Source organism: Lentilactobacillus buchneri, from assembly GCF_018314255.1.
Classification (GTDB): Bacteria; Bacillota; Bacilli; order Lactobacillales; family Lactobacillaceae; genus Lentilactobacillus; species Lentilactobacillus buchneri.
Genome location: NZ_CP073066.1, coordinates 2,468,486 through 2,488,844, shown reverse-complemented (window position 1 = coordinate 2,488,844; position 20,359 = coordinate 2,468,486). Strand labels below are relative to the sequence as shown.

20 protein-coding genes, 1 tRNA gene and 1 other annotated feature are annotated in these 20,359 nt (G+C 42.0%); of the genes, 20 read left to right on the top strand and 1 reads right to left on the bottom strand.

The features are described 5' to 3' along the window. The first annotated feature begins 14 nt into the window (after positions 1-14). The 12 genes from KE627_RS11925 (at position 15) to KE627_RS11870 (ending at position 14,151) form a co-directional block, all read left to right on the top strand. Positions 15-5,465 (top strand): phage tail tape measure protein, encoded by a 5,451-nt coding sequence (locus KE627_RS11925; RefSeq protein ID WP_056939063.1) that lies wholly within the window; start codon positions 15-17, stop codon positions 5,463-5,465. A gap of 12 nt (positions 5,466-5,477) precedes the next feature. Next, positions 5,478-6,428, top strand: coding sequence for a phage baseplate protein (locus KE627_RS11920; protein WP_056939062.1), 951 nt, complete (start codon positions 5,478-5,480; stop codon positions 6,426-6,428). A gap of 54 nt (positions 6,429-6,482) precedes the next feature. Further along, positions 6,483-6,896, top strand: a complete 414-nt coding sequence (locus KE627_RS11915; protein WP_056939061.1) for a phage baseplate plug family protein — start codon at positions 6,483-6,485, stop codon at positions 6,894-6,896. Next, positions 6,893-7,927: a hypothetical protein gene (locus KE627_RS11910; protein ID WP_056939060.1), complete on the top strand. Its 1,035-nt coding sequence runs from the start codon at positions 6,893-6,895 to the stop codon at positions 7,925-7,927. Before KE627_RS11915 ends, KE627_RS11910 begins: the two co-directional genes overlap by 4 nt. Before the next feature lie 9 nt (positions 7,928-7,936). Beyond that, positions 7,937-8,350: a hypothetical protein gene (locus KE627_RS11905; RefSeq protein WP_133286483.1), complete on the top strand. Its 414-nt coding sequence runs from the start codon at positions 7,937-7,939 to the stop codon at positions 8,348-8,350. Beyond that, a complete protein-coding gene (locus KE627_RS11900; RefSeq protein ID WP_056939058.1) occupies positions 8,351-8,734 on the top strand; it encodes a contractile injection system sheath initiator in 384 nt (127 codons plus the stop codon). Then, positions 8,724-9,965 (top strand): baseplate J/gp47 family protein, encoded by a 1,242-nt coding sequence (locus KE627_RS11895; RefSeq protein WP_056939057.1) that lies wholly within the window; start codon positions 8,724-8,726, stop codon positions 9,963-9,965. The genes KE627_RS11900 and KE627_RS11895 overlap by 11 nt, the downstream gene beginning before the upstream one ends. An 11-nt stretch (positions 9,966-9,976) precedes the next feature. Next, positions 9,977-10,543, top strand: a complete 567-nt coding sequence (locus KE627_RS11890) for a hypothetical protein (protein WP_056939056.1) — start codon at positions 9,977-9,979, stop codon at positions 10,541-10,543. 14 nt (positions 10,544-10,557) lie between these two features. Beyond that, positions 10,558-12,165: a pyocin knob domain-containing protein gene (locus tag KE627_RS12400; RefSeq protein ID WP_056939055.1), complete on the top strand. Its 1,608-nt coding sequence runs from the start codon at positions 10,558-10,560 to the stop codon at positions 12,163-12,165. Positions 12,166-12,500: 335 nt separating this feature from the next. Further along, positions 12,501-12,791 carry a hypothetical protein gene (locus tag KE627_RS11880; RefSeq protein ID WP_133286508.1) on the top strand — a complete coding sequence of 97 codons (291 nt, stop codon included), beginning with the start codon at positions 12,501-12,503 and terminating at the stop codon, positions 12,789-12,791. A 12-nt stretch (positions 12,792-12,803) separates the two neighbouring features. Then, on the top strand, positions 12,804-13,340 hold the full coding sequence (locus KE627_RS11875) for a phage holin, LLH family (protein WP_211772856.1): 537 nt from the start codon (positions 12,804-12,806) through the stop codon (positions 13,338-13,340). Beyond that, a complete protein-coding gene (locus KE627_RS11870; protein WP_211772855.1) occupies positions 13,333-14,151 on the top strand; it encodes a GH25 family lysozyme in 819 nt (272 codons plus the stop codon). Before KE627_RS11875 ends, KE627_RS11870 begins: the two co-directional genes overlap by 8 nt. 744 nt (positions 14,152-14,895) lie before the next feature. On the opposite strand, the gene KE627_RS11865 is transcribed toward KE627_RS11870, so the two are convergent. Continuing rightward, positions 14,896-14,969 (bottom strand) — tRNA-Arg (locus KE627_RS11865). Positions 14,970-15,401: 432 nt separating this feature from the next. Then, positions 15,402-15,484 (top strand) — a sequence feature (ribosomal protein L21 leader region). A gap of 19 nt (positions 15,485-15,503) precedes the next feature. Between KE627_RS11865 and rplU the strand changes: the two genes are divergently transcribed. The 8 genes from rplU to xseA all read left to right on the top strand — a co-directional run bounded on the left by rplU (position 15,504) and on the right by xseA (position 20,359). After that, positions 15,504-15,812, top strand: coding sequence for a 50S ribosomal protein L21 (gene rplU, locus KE627_RS11860; protein WP_014940015.1), 309 nt, complete (start codon positions 15,504-15,506; stop codon positions 15,810-15,812). Positions 15,813-15,832: 20 nt separating this feature from the next. After that, on the top strand, positions 15,833-16,168 hold the full coding sequence (locus tag KE627_RS11855; RefSeq protein ID WP_013727963.1) for a ribosomal-processing cysteine protease Prp: 336 nt from the start codon (positions 15,833-15,835) through the stop codon (positions 16,166-16,168). Positions 16,169-16,194: 26 nt separating this feature from the next. Then, positions 16,195-16,488 (top strand): 50S ribosomal protein L27, encoded by a 294-nt coding sequence (gene rpmA / locus KE627_RS11850; RefSeq protein WP_014940013.1) that lies wholly within the window; start codon positions 16,195-16,197, stop codon positions 16,486-16,488. Between the two features lie 154 nt (positions 16,489-16,642). Further along, a complete protein-coding gene (gene efp / locus KE627_RS11845; protein WP_013727961.1) occupies positions 16,643-17,203 on the top strand; it encodes an elongation factor P in 561 nt (186 codons plus the stop codon). Between the two features lie 31 nt (positions 17,204-17,234). Next, entirely contained in the window at positions 17,235-17,672 is a 438-nt protein-coding gene (locus KE627_RS11840) for an Asp23/Gls24 family envelope stress response protein (protein ID WP_013727960.1), read from the top strand. Next, positions 17,672-18,085 carry a transcription antitermination factor NusB gene (nusB, locus tag KE627_RS11835; protein WP_013727959.1) on the top strand — a complete coding sequence of 138 codons (414 nt, stop codon included), beginning with the start codon at positions 17,672-17,674 and terminating at the stop codon, positions 18,083-18,085. The genes KE627_RS11840 and nusB overlap by 1 nt, the downstream gene beginning before the upstream one ends. A gap of 74 nt (positions 18,086-18,159) precedes the next feature. Further along, positions 18,160-19,026 (top strand): bifunctional methylenetetrahydrofolate dehydrogenase/methenyltetrahydrofolate cyclohydrolase, encoded by an 867-nt coding sequence (locus tag KE627_RS11830; protein ID WP_013727958.1) that lies wholly within the window; start codon positions 18,160-18,162, stop codon positions 19,024-19,026. Then, positions 19,016-20,359, top strand: coding sequence for an exodeoxyribonuclease VII large subunit (gene xseA, locus KE627_RS11825; protein ID WP_013727957.1), 1,344 nt, complete (start codon positions 19,016-19,018; stop codon positions 20,357-20,359). Before KE627_RS11830 ends, xseA begins: the two co-directional genes overlap by 11 nt.

Genomic DNA, 20,359 nt, shown 5'->3' with positions numbered 1-20,359 from the left:
TGGAGGTGGACGAAATGGCTGATTCTCCTTATCGGGTTGGATATGACATTGAGGCCAAGGTTGACTACTCACAAATCAAAGACGCAACTAAAGCAGCCGGCGAATTGATTGAGAAGCTTGAACGACTGGGTAAATTGCCAAATGGTTCTAGTACGGCTGCTGGTGAAATTTCCAAACAGGCTCGAACAGCAGCGAACGAAACCGAAAAGCTGGCTAGTCAGAAGCGCAAGTTAACTATTGAGACAAAAAAAGCAGCTAATGCAGAATCTGATTTAAAGAATAACATTAAGCAAACCAATAATGCCGGTAAAGACTTTAATCAGACCTCTCATAATGTGAAGACGGTTGGCGAGCAGAGTAAATCAGCTGCTGGTGATATGAACGTGTTACAGCGCTCAATTGAGAAGGTTAAATCAATTGGTAAGGGTGCATTTGGATACGTTTCAGAGCATGTCAAACGATTGGGGGAGCATTCGGAGGCCACTCGGAAGAAACTCGACCGTTTGAATAAAACCGGCAAGCGTTTCCGTGATGCCGGTTATTCCATGCTCCCAGTTTCAGCAGCATTAGGTGCATCATTTTTAAAGGGTGCTAAAGACGCCACGCAATTGCAAAACCGTTACACCATCATTCGTAATTTAATCAAGACCGGTGGTGAATCAACTGCTGCTTCGATTAATAATACACGGAAAATGATGTCGCAGGGACGTGACATGTCCCTGAAGTATGGTGTCAGTCAGAACAGTATCGCCAAAGGCTATGAGCAGTTAGTACGGCGTGGTTATCAATCTAACCAAGCGTTGGCCGCCCAAAAGACCTATTTACAAGGCTCAATTGCGTCCGGTGATAAATATTCTGACGTTGTTACCACAGCGGCCAGTGCGATCGAATCATTTGGATTAAAGTCCAAGAACACGATCAAAATGACCGAGAATACTAAAAAAGCCGTTAACCAGATGGCCTACGCCGCCGACCTGACAGCGACATCATTTAGTGATTTAGGTGAGGCAATGAAGTTTGCGGGTCCCGACGCCTATGGCGCCCATCAAACTTTAAGCCAAACTTCAGCTGCAATTGGTGAATTATCCAATGCCCACATTGAGGGTAGTCAAGCCGGAACATCCCTGCGACAGATCTATCAACGATTGATTAATCCACCGCAAAAAGGTAAAGCGCCCAACGCCTTGAAGCAATTGGGATTAAACAAGAATAGTTTTCGGGATGCTAAGAATAATCTTCTACCGATTGCCGACATTTTTGATAAATTAAGTTCTCGTATGAAGGGCATGAGCCGAACTCAACGAGGCGGAATTTATGCCGCCTTATTCGGCGCTAATGCTTCTAGTGCTGCCAACGTTTTAGGAACACATGTAAAGCAATTAAAAGAGTTGACTGGCCAAGTTGCCAAAGCCCAAAAGCAAGGCAAAGGTGGTTATGTCGCTGGTTTGTCTCAAAAGAATTTGCATTCCTGGCAAAACCAGTTTAAACGTTTTAAGACGTCAGTTGATCAATTAGGGATGTCTTTTGCCAAAAGCGTTTTGCCAACGTTAACGCCAATGGTTGAAAAGCTAAACAATTTGGTAACTGCTTTTGGCAAATTGCCAAAGCCGATGAAGCAGGCAATTGCTTATGGTACGGCGTTTGTTGCCTTAGCTGGCCCATTAATGGTTGGGGTTGGTAGTATTGCGTCAACCGCAGCAGTACTGGGATTAGGTGCTTCTAAAACCGGTGGTGGAATCGGCAAGCTTGGTAAAGCCTTTCTGCCGTCCGCTTTAAAAGATGTTGGCAAATCATCAACAAGCACTGCAGCTGATGCATTAGGTGGATTATCTAAGGGTGGCAAGTTCTTGGAAGGTGCCAAAGGTCTCGCCAAAAGAATTCCATTGCTGGGCACCGCAATCTCAGCAACCTCATTAATCGGTATTAACAAGAAAAATGCCGGTCGTAAGATTGGTGATTTTGGTGGTTCAGTTGCCGGTATGACTGCCGGTGCTTCAGCTGGGGCAGCCTTGGGATCAGTTATTCCTGGGCTTGGTACGGCTGTCGGCGGTCTTATTGGCGGAGCTGCTGGCGGCATTGCTGGTTCTTCACTTGGTAAAACCGTTGGTGGTTGGTTCCAGAAACAAATTCCAGGTATCAAGAAATCAGTCAGCCCGGCATTTAAGTCGGTTGGCAAATGGATTGGTAAAGAGTGGAAATCTGCCGGCAAGTTTGTTGGCGGAATCGGTTCGTGGTTTAAGGGCGTTGGCAAAGGAATTGACAAGAAGGTTATTAAGCCGGTTGCTGGGGCTTTTAAATCAGTTATCAAAACAGCGGGCAAGCTTAAATCCGGTGTTGCACATGCAATTGCGGCACCGTTTGAGTTTGCTGTTGGTTTAGTTCATCGATATATTGTTAAGCCTTTAAAAAAGCCAGTTACAGCCGTTTTGACTTGGATTCGCAAGAAATGGAAAGCCTTTTCTAAAACCGCTGGCAGTTTATGGCATTCAATTGGAAATGCTGTAGGCAGAGCTTGGCGATCTGGTTTAAAAGTTGTTTCCAATATTTGGAAATCAACTTCTAAATGGCTTGGCAAAGCGTGGAACTCTTTTGCCAGCACCGCTGGTAAGTACTGGGAAAAGATCACATCGCCGATTAAAAAAGTGTGGCATTCAGCGGTTGGTTACGTTAAGAGCCTCTGGAACGGCGCAACAAACTGGCTAAGTAAAGAATGGCACAGTTTATCCAAATCGGCAGGCAATATCTTTACGGCGGTTGGCGACGCTATCAAACGGCCAATTAAAGCCGCTTGGGACTACATCAGCAATATCTTCGGCAAAATTGGTAATGCTGTTGGGAATGTCACTAAAAGTGTTGGTAAAGTGTTCGACAAAGTTGCCAAATGGGCTGGCGGTGTGACCAAAGAAGGTAAACACGCTCTAGGTGCACACGCCAACGGTGGCCTCATTACTTCCCAGCACAATGCACTGGTTGGCGAAGCAGGGCCAGAACTCGCGTATACGGTTAATGGTCGTAAAGCACGTATTCTTGGGGCTGCTGGGCCACACATTACTAAAGTTAAACCAGGCGAACGGATTCTAAATGCCCGTGATACCGCTAAGGTGATGGGTGGTGGTTTAGGCCACGCTCTGCCAGGATATGCTAATGGAACTTCTACATTAGGTCGAACGGCTAAAACATCCGATAAAGAAGTTAAAGCTGGTTTAAATAAGGTTGCCAAAGATTACGATTCAACGACTAAAAAGTCCAAGAAATCACTTGATAAATTCTCCAAGAATTCGAAAAGTGCATGGAACGGCGTTACTAAGGACACTAAGTCCCGTTCTCAAAAGATTCAGAAAAATACTGTCGGCGATTATGATGATCTGCAAAAAGGATCCATCAGACAGCTTAGCCAATTGCAAAGCGGCAACAACTCTCAATGGAAATCAATTCTAAACCAGACCGGCAAGCGAACTAACAGCTTGCGCAAGAGCACCGTTAGCGACTTTAATTCGATGCAGCAGGGCTCCCAGAAACAGATGAATCAACTTGAGTCCGGGATTATTGCTGCTGCTAAGGCCACTGCGATTGGTTTCGGCAAAGAAATGGGCCGGATGAAAGGTTACGCACACTCAGCTATGGGTGGGGCAATCGGTCAATTGAACCAAGGTATCTCAGGCATTGACAGTGTCCTTGGACAATTCGGTGGTAACCATTCAGTTATCAAGCCGATCAAGTATGCGCATGGATCTAATGGCCAGCTGACCGAGAATCAAATGGCTATGGTCAATGATGCCACTGCCGGCCCACGACAAGAATTGATTGTCCGTAACAACAATGTCTATGCGCCACAAGGTAAGAATAGAGTTCTGCCACTCCATAAAGGTGACCAAGTTCTAAATGGTCGCCAGTCACAGGAATTTGCAGCCATGCAAGGCATTGCTCACTATGCCAAAGGCTCTGGTGTTTCCAAGTCGGGATTGCGAAAGATTGCTGATACCAACTCCAGCCACCCAACCAAAGCATTCAATAATGAATACAACGTGCATATCGACCTAGGCGGTTCCACTTTACAAAAGGGATCCACTGCTCTGGGCAAGAACTCAAGCAACAAACTTGGACCCGCTTGGAGTAAGGCGATGTGGGGTGTCATTCAAGATGCCATTCAAGGTGGCGGTTCAGCTGCTGGTGGTAATTGGCGCCATAGTCCTGGTGCCGGATTTCACGTCACCTCTGGATTTGGTTATCGTGGCGCGACCGCTGGCGGAATGGCTGATCATGATGGTAATGATTTTTCCGGTGCAAAAACCGTTCATTCTGTTCATGGTGGAACTGTAATCTATGCCGGTGGCGCTCCTGCAAATTGGGGCGGTGGCAATGGTATTGGTGAAAACCTGGTCACCAAAGGTAGTGACGGATGGTATGTCATTTACCAAGAATTTAACGGTAAAAACAATTCTGGCGCTCCAATGTATGTTCACCGTGGAGATACGGTTAAGACAGGTCAACGAGTTGCCGCTCTTGGGCCAAGCGGAACTCATGTCCACATCGGAGTTTCGCGGCACAATCCCTTCAGCAACAGTGGCTCTACAACAGCTGGTTGGAATGATCTTTTAAAGATGCATGGTCACTCAAGTGGCACACCTAAATCACGTAAATCTGATGGTCGACTAACTAAATTGGCTAAGGCTGAACTTGGCAAAAAAGCACTGAAATGGGTTGGCGATAATCTTGGCATTTCAAACGATTTGGGGAGCATTGGTGGCAAACCGGTTGGCGATTTGGAAACACTAATCCGCAAAGCCGCTAAAGCAATGCACGCCACGATACCAGGCGGCAAATGGATGTACTATATGTTGCATATGATTCAAAATGAGTCTGGTGGTCGTGCTGGTATCAAAGGGATTGATGACCATGATGGTACTGGCGCTGCTATGGGACTTTTGCAATATAAGCGTAGTACCTTTAATTCTTATGCTGTCAAAGGGCATAAAAACATTTTGTCTGCTTGGGACCAACTACTCGCATTCTTTAACAACAGCCATTACAAGACCGATATTGGAATTGGCTATAATGGCAAAGTTGGTGAATGGCGTGGTCGTGGTTCGGGTCCGTCAGGTAGTCGACGATATGCCAATGGTGGTTGGGCTGGCAAAGCCTCCATCTTTGGTGAAGTTGCTGGTGAACCTGAAGTGGCGATCAACCCTAAGCGCAAGAGTGCAGATAATCTCATTGATCAAACAATCGAAGCCCGTGCGACTGCTGATAAATCGTCACCATCGGCGGACTATCTAAATTCCATTAAGGCGCTTAAAGTTAAGCAGTCCCGGCCAAAGATTGAGCCAAAAATCACACTCAACTTTAATGGCGATATCTCTGATGAAAAGACGATGAATAAGGCCGTTGATAAGTTTAAGCGTGGATTAACAGATGTGCTTACACAAATTAATGATGAATTTGGCCTTGATGATTCAGTCTGGTAGGAGGTGGAATGGATGGCTGCTAAGAAAAAGATGACTGCTGAACAGAAATTGGATAGCGAAATATCCAAATACAAGAAATCAGTCACCAATTATAAGGATAAGTACAACAATGCTAAAACGAAACAAGCTAGTTTTTTTAAGAAGGCGAATGATGCCAAGGACGATAAAACAAAGCAGTTTATGACCACCATTGCGAATTCGTGGAAGCGTGCCAAAGATGGCTATAAGGCTGGTTATGACCGAAGTAACACCAAATTGAAATCTTTGACGAAAAAGAAAACCAAGTTCGAAAAGAATAAGGTTACCAAGAATTTAGCTAAAGTTTCTGAAAAGATATCTGAGCATAGCAAAAAAGTTGATGCTGGAGAAAATGAAGGTAAGCCAGCAATTTATCGTAGTGACGGCCAAAGCACTGATATCATCTATGTAGCTACTACTGGTGGTGAGAATGACGATACAACGTCTGATATCTCCACTTGGCCACGAGATTCTGGTGCGCCGGCGCATAACTATGCACGGGTATCCGGCAAAACGGTCACTTTAAGTGGGATTATCACTGGTAACACCGATCATGAATCTCGAGAGAAATTTAATAAGCTTCTCCAATGGCATTCACGACACTATGAATTAACCTATAAAGGTCGGATCTACTACAAGCATTTGATGATTTCTGATATCGGTCGGACCTATGATGATTTTGCAACAAACATCAAAGTCAATTTATCTTTCCAGTTTAGCTATCCAGTTAAAGTTACAGCTAAAGCTGGTACCAAGAAAACTAATAAAACAACCAAGTCACAAAAGTCAACTCAAGGCACACGTAACAAGACTTATAAGACGCTCACGGTTAAAAGTGGTATGACTTACTGGCAGTTATCAAAGACTTACGGTAAATCGGTGGCTTGGCTAGAAAAAGTAAACGGCAAGAATTTGATTGCTGGTAAAAAAGTAAGAGTTAGATAACACAAGCACTTAACCGTCGAAACGTTGGGTGCTTTTTAAAATGAGGTGATTTGAATGCGAATGTATATTCCATTCGACACGGAGAATATGCCCGATGTTTTCGATATTACAGTCGGTGGGTCAAAGTACACGTTTCGTGGCGATTATAACGAAGTTGCCGACTACTATACCGCGACGGTGATCAAAGATGATCGGGTGTTACTGTCTGGTGAGCCATTGCTGGTGGGCAATATTTTAGGGATGGATATACCTGATCGTGATCTGCCGCTCGACGATATCAAGGTCATGGATGAATCCGGACAGTTGCATGATGCTGGCTTTATCAACTTTATGGACGGTGTCAAACCGTATATTGATGAGGTTGATCCTAATGGGTCTGAGACTGACAATCCGGATGCCACACCGTTAGGATATGATCCTGATGACGAAGACGATGAGACTGATGCAGAAGGGACGATTGTCATATGACAACTGAATTTAAAGATCCCCATGCTTGGTTTATCGTGACCGATGATAGTGGTAACAAGCAGACCGTTTTTAATAATGAAATTAAGGATAATAATTATCCGTTTGCCTTTGAAGTCAACTTTGCCGATCAACCGACACCGGCTCAGAACACGGTGACACTGTACAACATGAGTAAAAAGCACCGAGACTTTTATAAGAAAGGCCAGAAGTGTGTCTTAGCGTTTAACTGGGGTAAGTCTCAAAAAACATTGTGTGAAGGTTATCTATCTCAAATTGGCGTCAATCAATCCGACGGAACCACAGAAAATATTGTTATTACGTATACTGAGGGAACTGACTATAAGAATATCGAAGCTCGTAAGATTCGGGTGCAGAAAAAGAAGAAAGTCAATCAGTATACGACGGTAAAAAAGAAAATACCTGGCAAATGGGTTAATAAACGGATTCATTACTATACCACCGAAAATGGCAAGAAGGTCGGTCACTATAAGACCAAAAAGGTATATCAAAAGGCCACTTATAAGAAAAAGCGGGTTAAACATAAGGCAACCAAAACGTTCATGGTTAACATGGCTTTTCATAAAGGTAAGACGCTTGAACAGATTATCAAGGCGGTTGCATCCAAAGCCGGTATCAAGATCAGCAAGATTCAACTCCATAAAAACACACCAATCAAAAAGGCTTATACCGCAAAGGGTAAGCCTTTAACTGTTCTTAAAAGTTTGGTAAAACGGGGTGAATCTAAGTTGTTGTACATTCGTGGTGACTTGGAAATCTTGGATCCCAAAGTGAAAAAACGTACCTGGTTTGTGATCACTGATGACATTTTAATGACTCCACCTAGTATGGATGAGGACGACGAAGGGACAACTACGTGGGAAATTACTACGCCACTGATTCCGGAAGTCTCCACACTAACTGGAATCATTATGCAGTCTAAATATCTCAAAGGTAAGTTCTTTGTGTCAGCAGGTCAACATACCTCGGATGGAACTAATCCACAATCGCAAATGTCGATTCAGAAGGTGTAGGTGATATGGATGGTTGAACAAGCTTCACAGCAAAAAAATTGGTACAAGACGTTTCACAACATGCTGAACAACATTAATTACGATCTGGACTGTAATTATCACGCCAAGGTTATCAAGTATGATAAAACGCACCATACGGCTGACATTCAACCTCTGAACAATTTCTCGGATGGATCAAAGAAAGCTCAGATTTTGGATGTGCCGGTTAGCAAGTGTTGTTATCAACTCGATGAGTGGCTAATGACGGTAAAGGATAAATTTAATGGGGCGATTCCCACACCTATTATGCATGCTGGTGCGGTTGTAGTCGTCACGGTCATGGATCACGATATGGATGATTGGGATGGTACAGCTAAGGAATATACCCCATCTTCCGGTCGTCAACATGATATCAATGATTCGATCATAGTGGGAGTGATATAAATGGCTAGAGATTTGATGATTGACCAAAGTGGAGATTTTGTCATTGATCCTAATACTCATGACTTAGAAGTTGTTGAAGGTGCTGATGAAATTGCACAGCGCATTAGAGCAACTTTGGATATTTATTATGGTGAGATGGACAACTTAGATTCAGAAATTGGGTCTGATTATTCCAATATGTTAGGTAAACAGCCAGATCTAGAACATGCTACTGATGACATGGAAGCTGCTATCACTGCTCAAGTTCCCGAGATTCAAACTGTTGATTCAATTACTTTTACTAAAGATAAAAATCGTCATTTGATTGTTGACTTCGAAGTAACCTATCTTGATGAAGATGATAATGAACAGCAAGCAAAAGGAGGATACGATATTGGCACTTGATTTAAAATATGGCCTAAGCTCTAGCGGATTCTTAGTGCCAACTTATGAGGAAGTATTAGATGCAGTGCAGACCGATTTCAAACGTCGGTTCGGCGAGGATATTCCATTAACGGCGAATTCAAATTTCGGCATTCTTTCAATGTCCTTCTCATATTTCATATCTAAGTATTTTCAACAATTGCAGTTATTCTATTATGATGCCTATGTAACTACAGCAACCGATACCGGCCTGGATCGTCAAGCATCTAATGCTGGGATCACACGGAATGATTCATCTCAATCACAAGCAACGCTTCATATTGTGACGGATGGAGAATATTTGATCGAGGCTGGAACCCAGTTCGAAACTGCAGATGGAATTGTGTTTGATGTAATAAACGATGTTGTTACAACTCGGCAATCCGATGGATCCTGGTCAGTTGATGTTAATGCCAACTCCGATGATTATGGTGCTTACACTAACACTCCAGCTAATAGTATTACTATTGTTTCCGATCCGGATGACAATATTATCAGTGTTAACAACCCAGAAGCATCAAATGGCGGTATGGATCGAGAAACTGATGATCTCTTGCGACGGCGGATTATTACGGAAACTATCGCCAACCCTTCTGGAACCATCAATGGCATTATTACTGCATTAACCAATCTTTCTGGCGTAAAACAAGTTGGGGCCGTCCAAAATCCTTTGGGAACAGTTGATAGCTATGGTAATCCTCCTTACACTGTTCATCTATATGTGCTAGGTGGTGCTAAACAAGACATTCTAAATGCATTAGCGACCTACTCTGGCTTTGGACCGATGTTTACCGGTTCAGAGTCAGGCCAAGTGGCCGATGATTCTGGAACAATGCGAACATATTATTTTGATTATGCAACACCAATTCCGATTCATGTCAATGTTAAGCTCAAAACAAATTCTAATTGGGATGCCGATAGTGGCATTGGTGAAGTTAAAGAACTGATCGCTGACTATATCAACAGCCTTTCAATGGGTGCTAACGTTGTACTGACCAAGATGTATCCGGATATCTATTCAATGGACGGCGTGGATGAAGCTACTATTTTAATTGGTCGTGATCCAAGCAATTTATCTAGTCAAGATATTCAAGTGGATAAATATGAAGTTCCGCAAGGATCGACTGATTGGATCAATGTTGGTGATGATAATACGGCCATGCTAACTGGGTACACATCCACAACTAACTCAATTAAATTAGACTTTGAATAGGGGGCCATCACATGTTATACACAACTGATCAGATGATGGCAGAACTTGCACAGCATTGGAGTCACCAGCCGGACAGCGTCATTTATGGAATGATGGACGAACTTAATCAGATGTTTGAGTTCGGCTCAGATCTGGGCAGCAAGATTGTTGACTGGACGGCGATTGATTACGCTGAAGGCACATCGCTCGATATGATTGCGGCACAGTACCAGGTGTCACGTCCAGACAGTGACGATGATTTCTTGCGTTTTTTAATTCGTCTAAAAAAGCAAGTTGCTACATCCGACGGAACTATTAATTCAATTGAACGGGTAATCGCTAATTCCTTGGAGATTGATCTAAGTGAGATTCACGTTGAATCTACAAGGGATGGCACAAATAAAGTAAATCATATTACTGTATATGGAATCCCGTTTGAATATGCGGATGACAAACGCAAAACAGAAATTATGCTAACTGGATTACAAGCTGCCACATTACTCGGAGTCTGGATTGATCAAGTGGCATTCACCATCAACACGCAATCTTCGCTTTATATAGCAACCCAAACGATTCAGGAAGAAATACTCTATGTATAGGAGGCAGCATGTAAATGCAAAAAATGGGTGATACTATTATTACGGACTTAGGGATGGATTTATTGAGTTCTGTAAATAATGGTAATGACAAAATTACTTATACGAAAACGGTATTAGCTGCTGACGACTTAACACAGGAATCTGATGTGGATATTCAAAAAACCACATCACTAACATTAATTCAGCAAACAACCGGAACAACGGTTATCAGTCGAGTTGATAATACAGTTAATTTAGGAGCCACTTTTACTAATAAAGAAGTTACTCAAAATTTCGATTTTTATGTTATTGGTTGGTATGCTAAGGGCAGTGCAGTTATAACAGATGAACGGTTATTTGCAATCACTCCCAGCACTGTTAAGCAAACAATGCCGGCGGGAAAGGATGGAGCAGCAACAGCTGCAATCTCGCCAAAATACGCCAGTGCTTTAAGCCGATCGGCAACTGTGAGCTTAAATCCTGATCAAGCAGGCACAGTTACTCCAGAATATGTTGACCAGAAGATTCAACAGATTATTAGCCAGGGAATTGTTAATGCAGGTTCAACACTATCAGAATCTGATAACCTTGACAGTTTTATTACCACGGGCTACCACTTGATTAAGGGCAGTTTGCCGCTTAGTGCACCAGAAGACTTTTCAACTAATGGCCAGATTATTGTTTATGGGAATAAAGACACAACGGATGGTGTCACACAATTGGCTTACGACGATATTAATGGCACAAGCTACGTTCGATCATATAATCCGACCAACAATAAATGGTCTGATTGGGATTTAGTTATTACCAAGTCTCAATTGAATGCGGTTTTGCCAACTGACATCGCCAGAACTGGTGAAAATAATGACTTCAAAGGCAAAAATACTTTTGAAACCGATCCCACTGATAGTGCAGGGAATGCTTATGCCAAAACAGTTGACGTTAATCAGCAACTGGATAAAAAAGTGAATATTGCTGATATGCGTAAACCAGCTAGTGATGTAGCAGGAATTGAAGAGGTTAGTTCCAAGCAAGATAAAATTGGTTACACACCTGCTGATGACAGTGAAGTAGCCCACCTATCCGGTGCCAACAACTTTGATACCGTTCCAACTGTTAACAATAATCCGTTATTACTAGCAAGCAGTTTACCGTCTGACCTAGCACGAACATCTCAGCAAACCAACTTTACAGCAGGTTTGCAGTCAGGAGGTGTTCCAGTCGCTACTAGCGACGATTTGAAAAGCGTTGAAAACTCGGCTTGGCATACGGTAACGCTTCCCAATTCGCAAGGATTAAAAAGTATTACAATGATATATAAAAACCATGAAGATGATAAATATATTGAGGCAAATATTTACGCGAACTCTGTCCATACAACTATTTATGCATGTACCATGCTTGATCTTAGCGGAATAGTTAATCGTATAACCGATATTGATTTATTATTTGTATCATATTCTAGTAACGGGTTTTTAAACAACGATGGAAGTACTGTTGGATCAATTTCAGCTACGGCTGCGGGAGCTAAAATTTCTTTACCAAGTAACTGTGAAATTTATTCACCAACAAACATCGCTATTATGTCAAACAGTGGAGGATCATTTGCAAAAATATACTATGATTCCCTAGTTAATAATTAGAAATAATGAAAATTTTATGAATTACTATGTAAAACTTGACACCGATGATCGGGTATTCAATTTTGGCAAAATATGATATAATTTTTCCGTGGATAACAGCCCATTCACTGTTGTTATTCATACCCTTCAAGTGTATATTCCCCCAGAATATATACCTCTAGATATATTCATACTTTTTCATATATCCCCTAAAAGTATATGAAAATGCATCTATCTACGGATAGGTGCTTTTGTTTTGCCCGAAAATTAGCCGTCTATGAAAATAGATGGCTTTTCTTTTACCCCAAAATAGAAGGGAAGTGAGGCCGTTGCCATTAAGCGATGAGGATCATCAAATGTTACTGAAACATGGCAAAGAATTATCAGACCATGAAAGACGCATTACTGATCTCAACAATAAAATGACTGACACTTTAAAGAGTGTTGATGAAAGTAATAAGTATTTACGAGAACAGAATACTCGAATTTTAGAAGCTGTCATTCGTGGAAACGAAAAGAATGAAACTCATAAAAACGAGATGGAAGTTATCAATCGTCAGAACTTGTGGAAGGTGGTTACCATTGCGATCGGGTCCAGTTCCGTTATTTATTTGATTCTACAACAACTCATTCATTTCTTACATTAGGAGGAGAATATTATGAAAATTTTTAAACAGATTAGTGATATTTTTAGCTGGCTTCAAAGTACCGGCATTCTAGCCGCATTGGTGGCTCTGATTATTGTGGTCGTGAAGCAAGTCCAACCATACTTAAAGATTCACATTAAAAATAAGCAACTTAACCAGGTGACGGATTTCGCCCTAACGACCGTTACCAAGTTTGCCACATTGGCGGGATTATCCAAATCTGACCGGAAAAAGGCGGCCGACAAAGATGTGGCTGACTTTGCGGCACAACTTGGGCTAACCTGGGTAACTCCGGAAATTGTTGACTCAATCGTTGAAGCAGCCTATCAGCAATTCAAGAAACTCGGCTATGATAATCATCAACCACAGACTTTGCCAGAGCCAACTGAGACAGCCGAAAATTCGGCCACCCCACAAACATCGGCAAGCTCTGCAGCACCAGTCGCACAATCATCCGCACCCAAACCTGAAGGTGTAGGACACTCCGCTTCTCAAGCACCTCAAACCATCCAATCAGTAGCAAATTCAGGGAGTGATCAGAATGCCTAAAATTGTAATTGATCTTGCCAGTTACCAAGGATCATCAGTTTCATACTTCAAAACTTTTAAAGCTCATGGAGTTGATGCTGCTATGGTCAAATTGACTGAGGGCACCAACTACTTGAATCCGAAAGCATCCGCCCAAGTGACGAATGCCTATAAAGTATTTGGTGCAGTTGGCGCTTACCACTTCTTTCATGGAAATGGGACAGCAGAAGCGCGGTACTTTTTGGCTTGGGTCAGGAAGTTTGGGCTGGATAAGTCAACAGTTCTAGCAATTAATGTTGAAGCATCCGGATTGCCCTACAATACAACTCCCCAAGTGAACGTCTTTTTGCGCTATCTTATCAATGCCGGTTATAAAAATGTCATCACCTACGGCAGCGGTTCCTGGTTCAATTCTGGACGAATTAAGCGATCGGAACTTATTGACAAGCATATCTGGGTAGCTGCCTATGGCGTTTCGCAGCCTGGGGTAGCCAACGCAAATAGTTGGCAGTTTACCGATGATTTTAAAGGACTAAAGGTTGATGCTTCGTATGACTTTGATGGCTCACTTTCTGGCAGTAAAATGGTTGCTAAGCCAAATTACTATAAGTCACCAAAAATTGGCTTGTATGAAGTGACTTCTCCCGTCTGGATCTACAAAAAGAAGAACTTCAGCAAAGACACGCAAAGCAAACAGCGTCTGATGAAAGGCTCACGGATGTGGGCTAAGGCGGTCAAAGCTGGTAAGATCACCCATTTAAAGCTGAAGTACGCTAAAGGCTATATCAGTAGCAATGCGGATTACGTTCACCGGATTTATTTAAAAAAGTAGTATGTTTACATTTTTCAGCTAAAAAGGCAAACTGTTAACATCATAGGCTCGTGTTAACTACGCTCACTCCTCTGGGGGTGGGCGCTTTTTTGCTTTTTGAAATTATATCTATTTAAATATAACATTTTTGCTTATTCTGTTTACATTTTTCAGCAAAAGGTGTAAAAGTGAATACATGATGTGAGAACGTTGATATATCAAGCTCACCTCGATAATTCGGGGTGGGCTTTTTTTATATTAGAGATTAAATTTAACTGGGTGGGCGTTTACACTTTTTAATAAATAGTGTATTTATAAGCGGCACCAGTTGAGAAAACTCGTTACTTTAGTGACGAGTAGTTCACGTTTACATCAATGTGAAAACACTGATATTAATCCCATCTTGTTAATTCGAGGTGGATTTTTTAGTTTTCAAAGTGTTTGGAAAAACATTTAACATTTCGACCTCAAGCGGTTTTTCTACTATATATATGATTGAATCATCTTGATAACGTAAGTACAATTTGTTATTAATTAATTCGTTTTGATCCATTATCATTATCTAGAATAATACATACGAAAGAAGATAGTTTTGTCTTCTAGAATCTTGTTGACCATTTTTTGACCCAATTTCTGAAAAAGAAATAAAGTAAGAGAAAATAACGACAACTTTCAGCTAAAATAAAAACGCCTCGAATCCATCATATAAAAGGATTTGAGGCGTCTTATCAACGTTGCAGTAAAACTGCTAAAAATGGTACACTATGTCGCAAGAGAGATTCGAACTCTCGACCTACGGTTTAGAAGACCGTTGCTCTATCCAGCTGAGCTATTGCGACAAATCAACAATAACAATTATATGAAATATTAACAGGGTAGTCAATGTTTAATCAGTCTTTTAGGGCAAAGATGTCAATATGATTATGAATTCCTTAAGAAAGTTGCATTTTTATTAAAATTTGAGTTGGTTGAATTCAAAAATTTGAACGTTCGTTGACAAAACTGGATAATGTAGTTGTGCAGCAATCTGCTGTCACAACAATTAGGAGGTGGACGTTGTGGGATTTGTAATCTTTATTGTCTTCATTTTCATCGTTAGTGGCATTATTCAGTATTTTACCAATTCTTCAACCACCACGCGAGCCAATGGCAGACATTTAGCTCAACGTAAATAAAACAGCCGTGGGTAGCGGTTGTTTTTTTATGGGATCAGGTTTCTATTGACGAACACCTGCCAATTATGTATACTAGTAACGTTGTAATTGTGGCTTCCACAGCTACAACCGCTCGATTCAAGCTGATAAGTCTTCGATAGTGATCGGAGCGCTTGTTCTCGGCGAGTCTAAGCAAACTTATAAGGAGGTGCACAAGATATGTACGCAGTTATTACTACAGGCGGTAAGCAATACAAGGTTTCCGAAGGCGACGCAATCTACGTTGAAAAATTAGACGCAGAAGAAGGCGCAAAGGTTACTTTTGATCAAGTTGTTATGGTTGGTGGCGATTCAGTTAAAGTTGGTACACCATTAGTTGATGGCGCATCAGTAACTGGAACTGTTGAAAAACAGGGTCGTCAAAAGAAGATTATCATCTTCCGTTACAAACCAAAGAAGGGCTCACGTTCAAAGAAGGGCCATCGTCAACCATATACCAAGGTTGTTATTGATTCAATCAAGGCATAATTTACTTTGAGGTGACTGATATGATTAAGGCGACCATTAAGCGTTATCGCGGTCATGTAAGTGGGTTCACCATTACCGGCCATGCCGATGCGGGTGAATATGGGCAAGACATTGTCTGTTCTGCTGTTTCTGTGTTAAGCATCACAACGGTTAACGGTCTTCAAGAGGTTGTTGGACTGGATGTCGATGTCGACAGTGACGATGACAATGGTGGCTATTTATCAGTCAATGTACCAGTTGTTAGCGATTCAAAAAAGCGCATTCAAGCTGATGCAGTTTTGAATACTTTTGCGAACGGAATGGCTGATATAGCCGAAAGTTATAGTAAGTATATTAAGTTAAACACAGCGAAATAAATCAATTAATCTGGAGGTGTAAACCTATGTTAGCAATGAATTTACAATTCTTCTCTCACCATAAAGGTGGTGGATCAACTGCCAACGGTCGTAACTCAGCTGGTCGTCGTTTGGGTACAAAGGCTGCTGATGGCTCATCAGTTCACAGTGGATCAATCATCTATCGTCAACGTGGAACTCATATTTACCCAGGGAACAATGTTAAGCGTGGTAACGATGATACATTGTTTGCAGTCGTTGATGGAGTTGTTCGTTTCGAAAGAAAAGGACGCGACAAGCGTCAGGTTTCAGTTTATCCAGTTGCTGAAGCTGCAAAGTAAGCACAATAGTTTAATTAAAGAGGCTGGGACAAAACGCGTGTTTTGCATCCCGGCTTTTTAATTGCTCAGGATTAGAATGCCATTTTCATTGGCTATTTTGACCGAAAGTATTATATAATCTATTTATGTTACATTACATTTAGGAGGAACAACAATGGCAATTTCAACTGCTGATTTTAAAAATGGTTTAACCATCGAGGTCGATAACGCAATTTGGCGGATTTTAAGCTTCCAACACGTTAAGCCTGGTAAGGGTGGCGCATTTGTTCGTTCAAAGCTGAAGAACTTGCGGACCGGTGCTGTTCAAGAAAAAACTTTCCGTTCAGGCGCTAAGATGGAACAGGCTCAAATCGATACGCGCAAAATGCAATATCTGTATGCTGATGGTGATCAACATGTCTTCATGGATATGGATACTTACGATCAAATTTCAATTCCTGCTGAACAAATTAAAAGCGAACTGAATTATTTACAAGAAAACATGGAAGTTCAAGTTATTCAATACGGCAACGAAACCTTAGGAATTGAATTACCTAATACCGTTGTTCTTGAAGTAGCTTCCACTGAACCTGGTATCAAAGGTGATACTGCTTCGGGTGGTTCAAAACCCGCAACTATGACGACTGGATTAACATTGCAAGTTCCATTCTTTGTTAACCAGGGTGACAAGTTGACTATCAATACCACCGATGGAACTTACATTTCACGGGCATAGTAGCCGATTGATCTGAAACGGAGGCTTTATAATGGCTGAAGACACGAATATCATTCTTCATTCAAATGATCCCGAACTTGGCAAAATTGAGATTGCACCCAATGTCCTGGAAATTATTGCTGGGGTAGCCGCATCGCAAATTGACGGCGTTAACCGGATGCGTGGCTCATTTTCAACGAGTGTCAATGAATTACTTGGAAGAAGAAAAGAACACGGTAAGGGCGTTAATTTGACATACACAGATGAGGAATTAACGATCGACGTCTATGTATACTTGAACTATGGCGTTTCAGTTCCAAAAGTTGCATTGGAAATTCAAAGTCAAGTCGAACAGCAGCTGTTGTTTATGACCGGCTTGAAAGTCACCGAAGTTAACGTGCATGTTCAAGGCGTGATTCCGGAAAAAACCACCAGTACGATTGATCCGGATAATCCGTTCGCTGACAATGAAGAAAATGGTGAGGAATAGTGGAATTAACACGACACCAGATCAGAGAAATTGCGTTTCAAACACTGTTTGCCCTAAATACCAACGATCAAACTGATTGGAAGGATTTCTTCCAAGTTTTGACGAGCGGTAAATATGGCGACGACTACCCAGAATACCTGCATCAACTTATTTCTGGCGTTTTGGAACACAAGTCTGAAATCGATCATACAATTGAAAAGTATTTAGCTTCCAGTTGGTCACTTGAGCGAATTGCCCGAACCGATTTAATCATCTTGGAGATTGCTATCTACGAGATGGTTTATGTGGATGACATGCCTGCCAAGGTATCAATCAATGAAGCAATCGAACTTGCAAAAAAATTTAGTGACGACCGTTCACGAAAATTTGTTAACGGGATTTTGTCACATGCTTTAGAAGAACTGGTAAAATAGATTTACACATGTGTAAATCTATTTTTTTGTACATATGATTTCTCACGATGAAAATATAAAGGAGCGGTTTCTAGATGGCAACGATTATTGATGGAAAAGCATTGGCAAAGAAGTTAAACGCACAGACGAGCGAACGGGTAAAACAACTCCAAGACCAACACGGAATCACTCCCGGGTTAGTTGTGATCATTGTCGGCACAGATCCTGCCAGCCAGCGATATGTCAGAAATAAGCATCGGACGGCCGTTAGATTGGGAATCTATTCAATTGTCAGGGAATTACCAGATACCATTACCCAAGATGAGTTGCTGAAAGTTGTTCAGGAGTACAATCAGGATCCCAAGATTACGGGGATTTTAGTGCAGGACCCACTGCCAAAGCAAATCAATGAAAAACAAATCACCCGTTCCATTTTGCCTGAAAAAGATGTCGATGGTTTTCATCCAATTAACGTTGGAAAATTATACTTAAATGATTCAACCAAGTATCCGGTTGCATGTACGCCCAAAGGTGTGATGACAATGTTTGATGAATATCACATTGATTTGAAGGGGAAAAACGCGGTGATGATCGGCCGAAGTGCCATTGTCGGTAAACCAATGGCTGCTTTAATGTTAAATGCTGGTGCTTCGGTTTCAATTCTCCATCTTTTAACAAAAGATATTACTGAATATACTAAGAACGCTGATGTGATTGTTTCAGCAACCGGGAGTCTTCATACCGTTACTAAAAACGATGTTAAACCGGGAGCCGTCATTATTGATGTTGGTCAAAATATTAATGAAGAAGGGCACCTAGTGGGAGACACCGACTATGATGATTTATTTGACAAAGTTTCTTACATCACACCCGTTCCCGGTGGTGTTGGTCCAATGACAATTGCAACTTTGATGCAGCAAACTGTTGATTTAGCAGAATGGAGCCTTGAACGTGGCGAATGATTATTTAACCGTTAGCGCCTTAACAAAATATATTAAAAGAAAATTTGATGTTGATCCGTATTTAACTAAGGTATACCTCACTGGGGAAATCTCCAACTTTCGATTGCGCCCGAATGCCCACCAATACTTTAGCTTGAAGGATGATCACGCGAAAATTAGTGCGATCATGTTTAAATCGGCTTTCAACCGGCTAAAATTCATCCCTGAAGAAGGCATGAAAGTTTTAGTTGTGGGCCATATTTCGGTCTATGAACCCAGTGGAAGTTATCAAATCTATGTGGAACAGATGGAACCTGACGGCGTTGGTCAGCTGTACCAAGCTTACGAACAGCTCAAACAAAAACTGTCCACCGAAGGGTTATTCAATTTGCCAAAGCAGCCGCTGGCAAAATTTCCCAAACGAATTGCGGTCGTCACTTCGCCAAGCGGCGCGGTTATCCGCGATATTATTACCACTGTCCGCCGTCGATATCCGATTGCCCAAATTGTCCTGTTTCCTGCCCTGGTTCAAGGAACCGAGGCCAGTGCAGACATTGTCCGACAAATTGAGCGAGTCAATCAAATTGGCAATTTTGATACCCTCATTGTCGGGCGTGGTGGCGGATCGATCGAAGATTTGTGGCCGTTTAATGAAGAAAACGTCGCCAGAGCGATTGTTGCCAGTAAAATTCCAGTCATTTCCTCAGTTGGTCATGAAACCGACACCACAATTGCTGATTTAGTTGCCGATGTTCGGGCCGCGACACCAACGGCAGCTGCCGAACTGGCAGTTCCCAGGTTGGATCAAGTGTTAGTTGACCTCAGGACGACCCAAAACCGCATCATTAATGCGACTTACCAGGTTGTTCAGCAAGACAAACAGCGATTGAAGCGACTCCGGCAGTCCACTGTTTTCACGACACCTCAACGGATTTACGAAACTTTTGCTCAACGTTTGGATCTACTGACGCAGCGACTCTATAATCAATCTGACAAGATTACCGGTAAACGAAAGGATCGTTTTTCTGATCTTAAATTGCGCCTGCGTTTGGTCGCGCCAACATATACGATTAGAGAAGAGCAGCAAAAACTGGCAACACTCAAAGGTCGACTCAACCGGGCAACAACTCAGAACCTGAAAAATGTTTCCCAACATTATCAGATGTTGGTCGGCTCACTTGACCACTTGAGCCCGTTGAAGATTCTCAGTCGAGGTTATACGTACACCACAGACGAACAGGGACATTTTATCAAACGGGTTGCCGACTTGAGCAGCAAAACAATTGATGTCCATTTCAGTGACGGTATCGTCAACGCTTCTGTCAATCAGATAAATGCAAAGAAGGAGAAATAA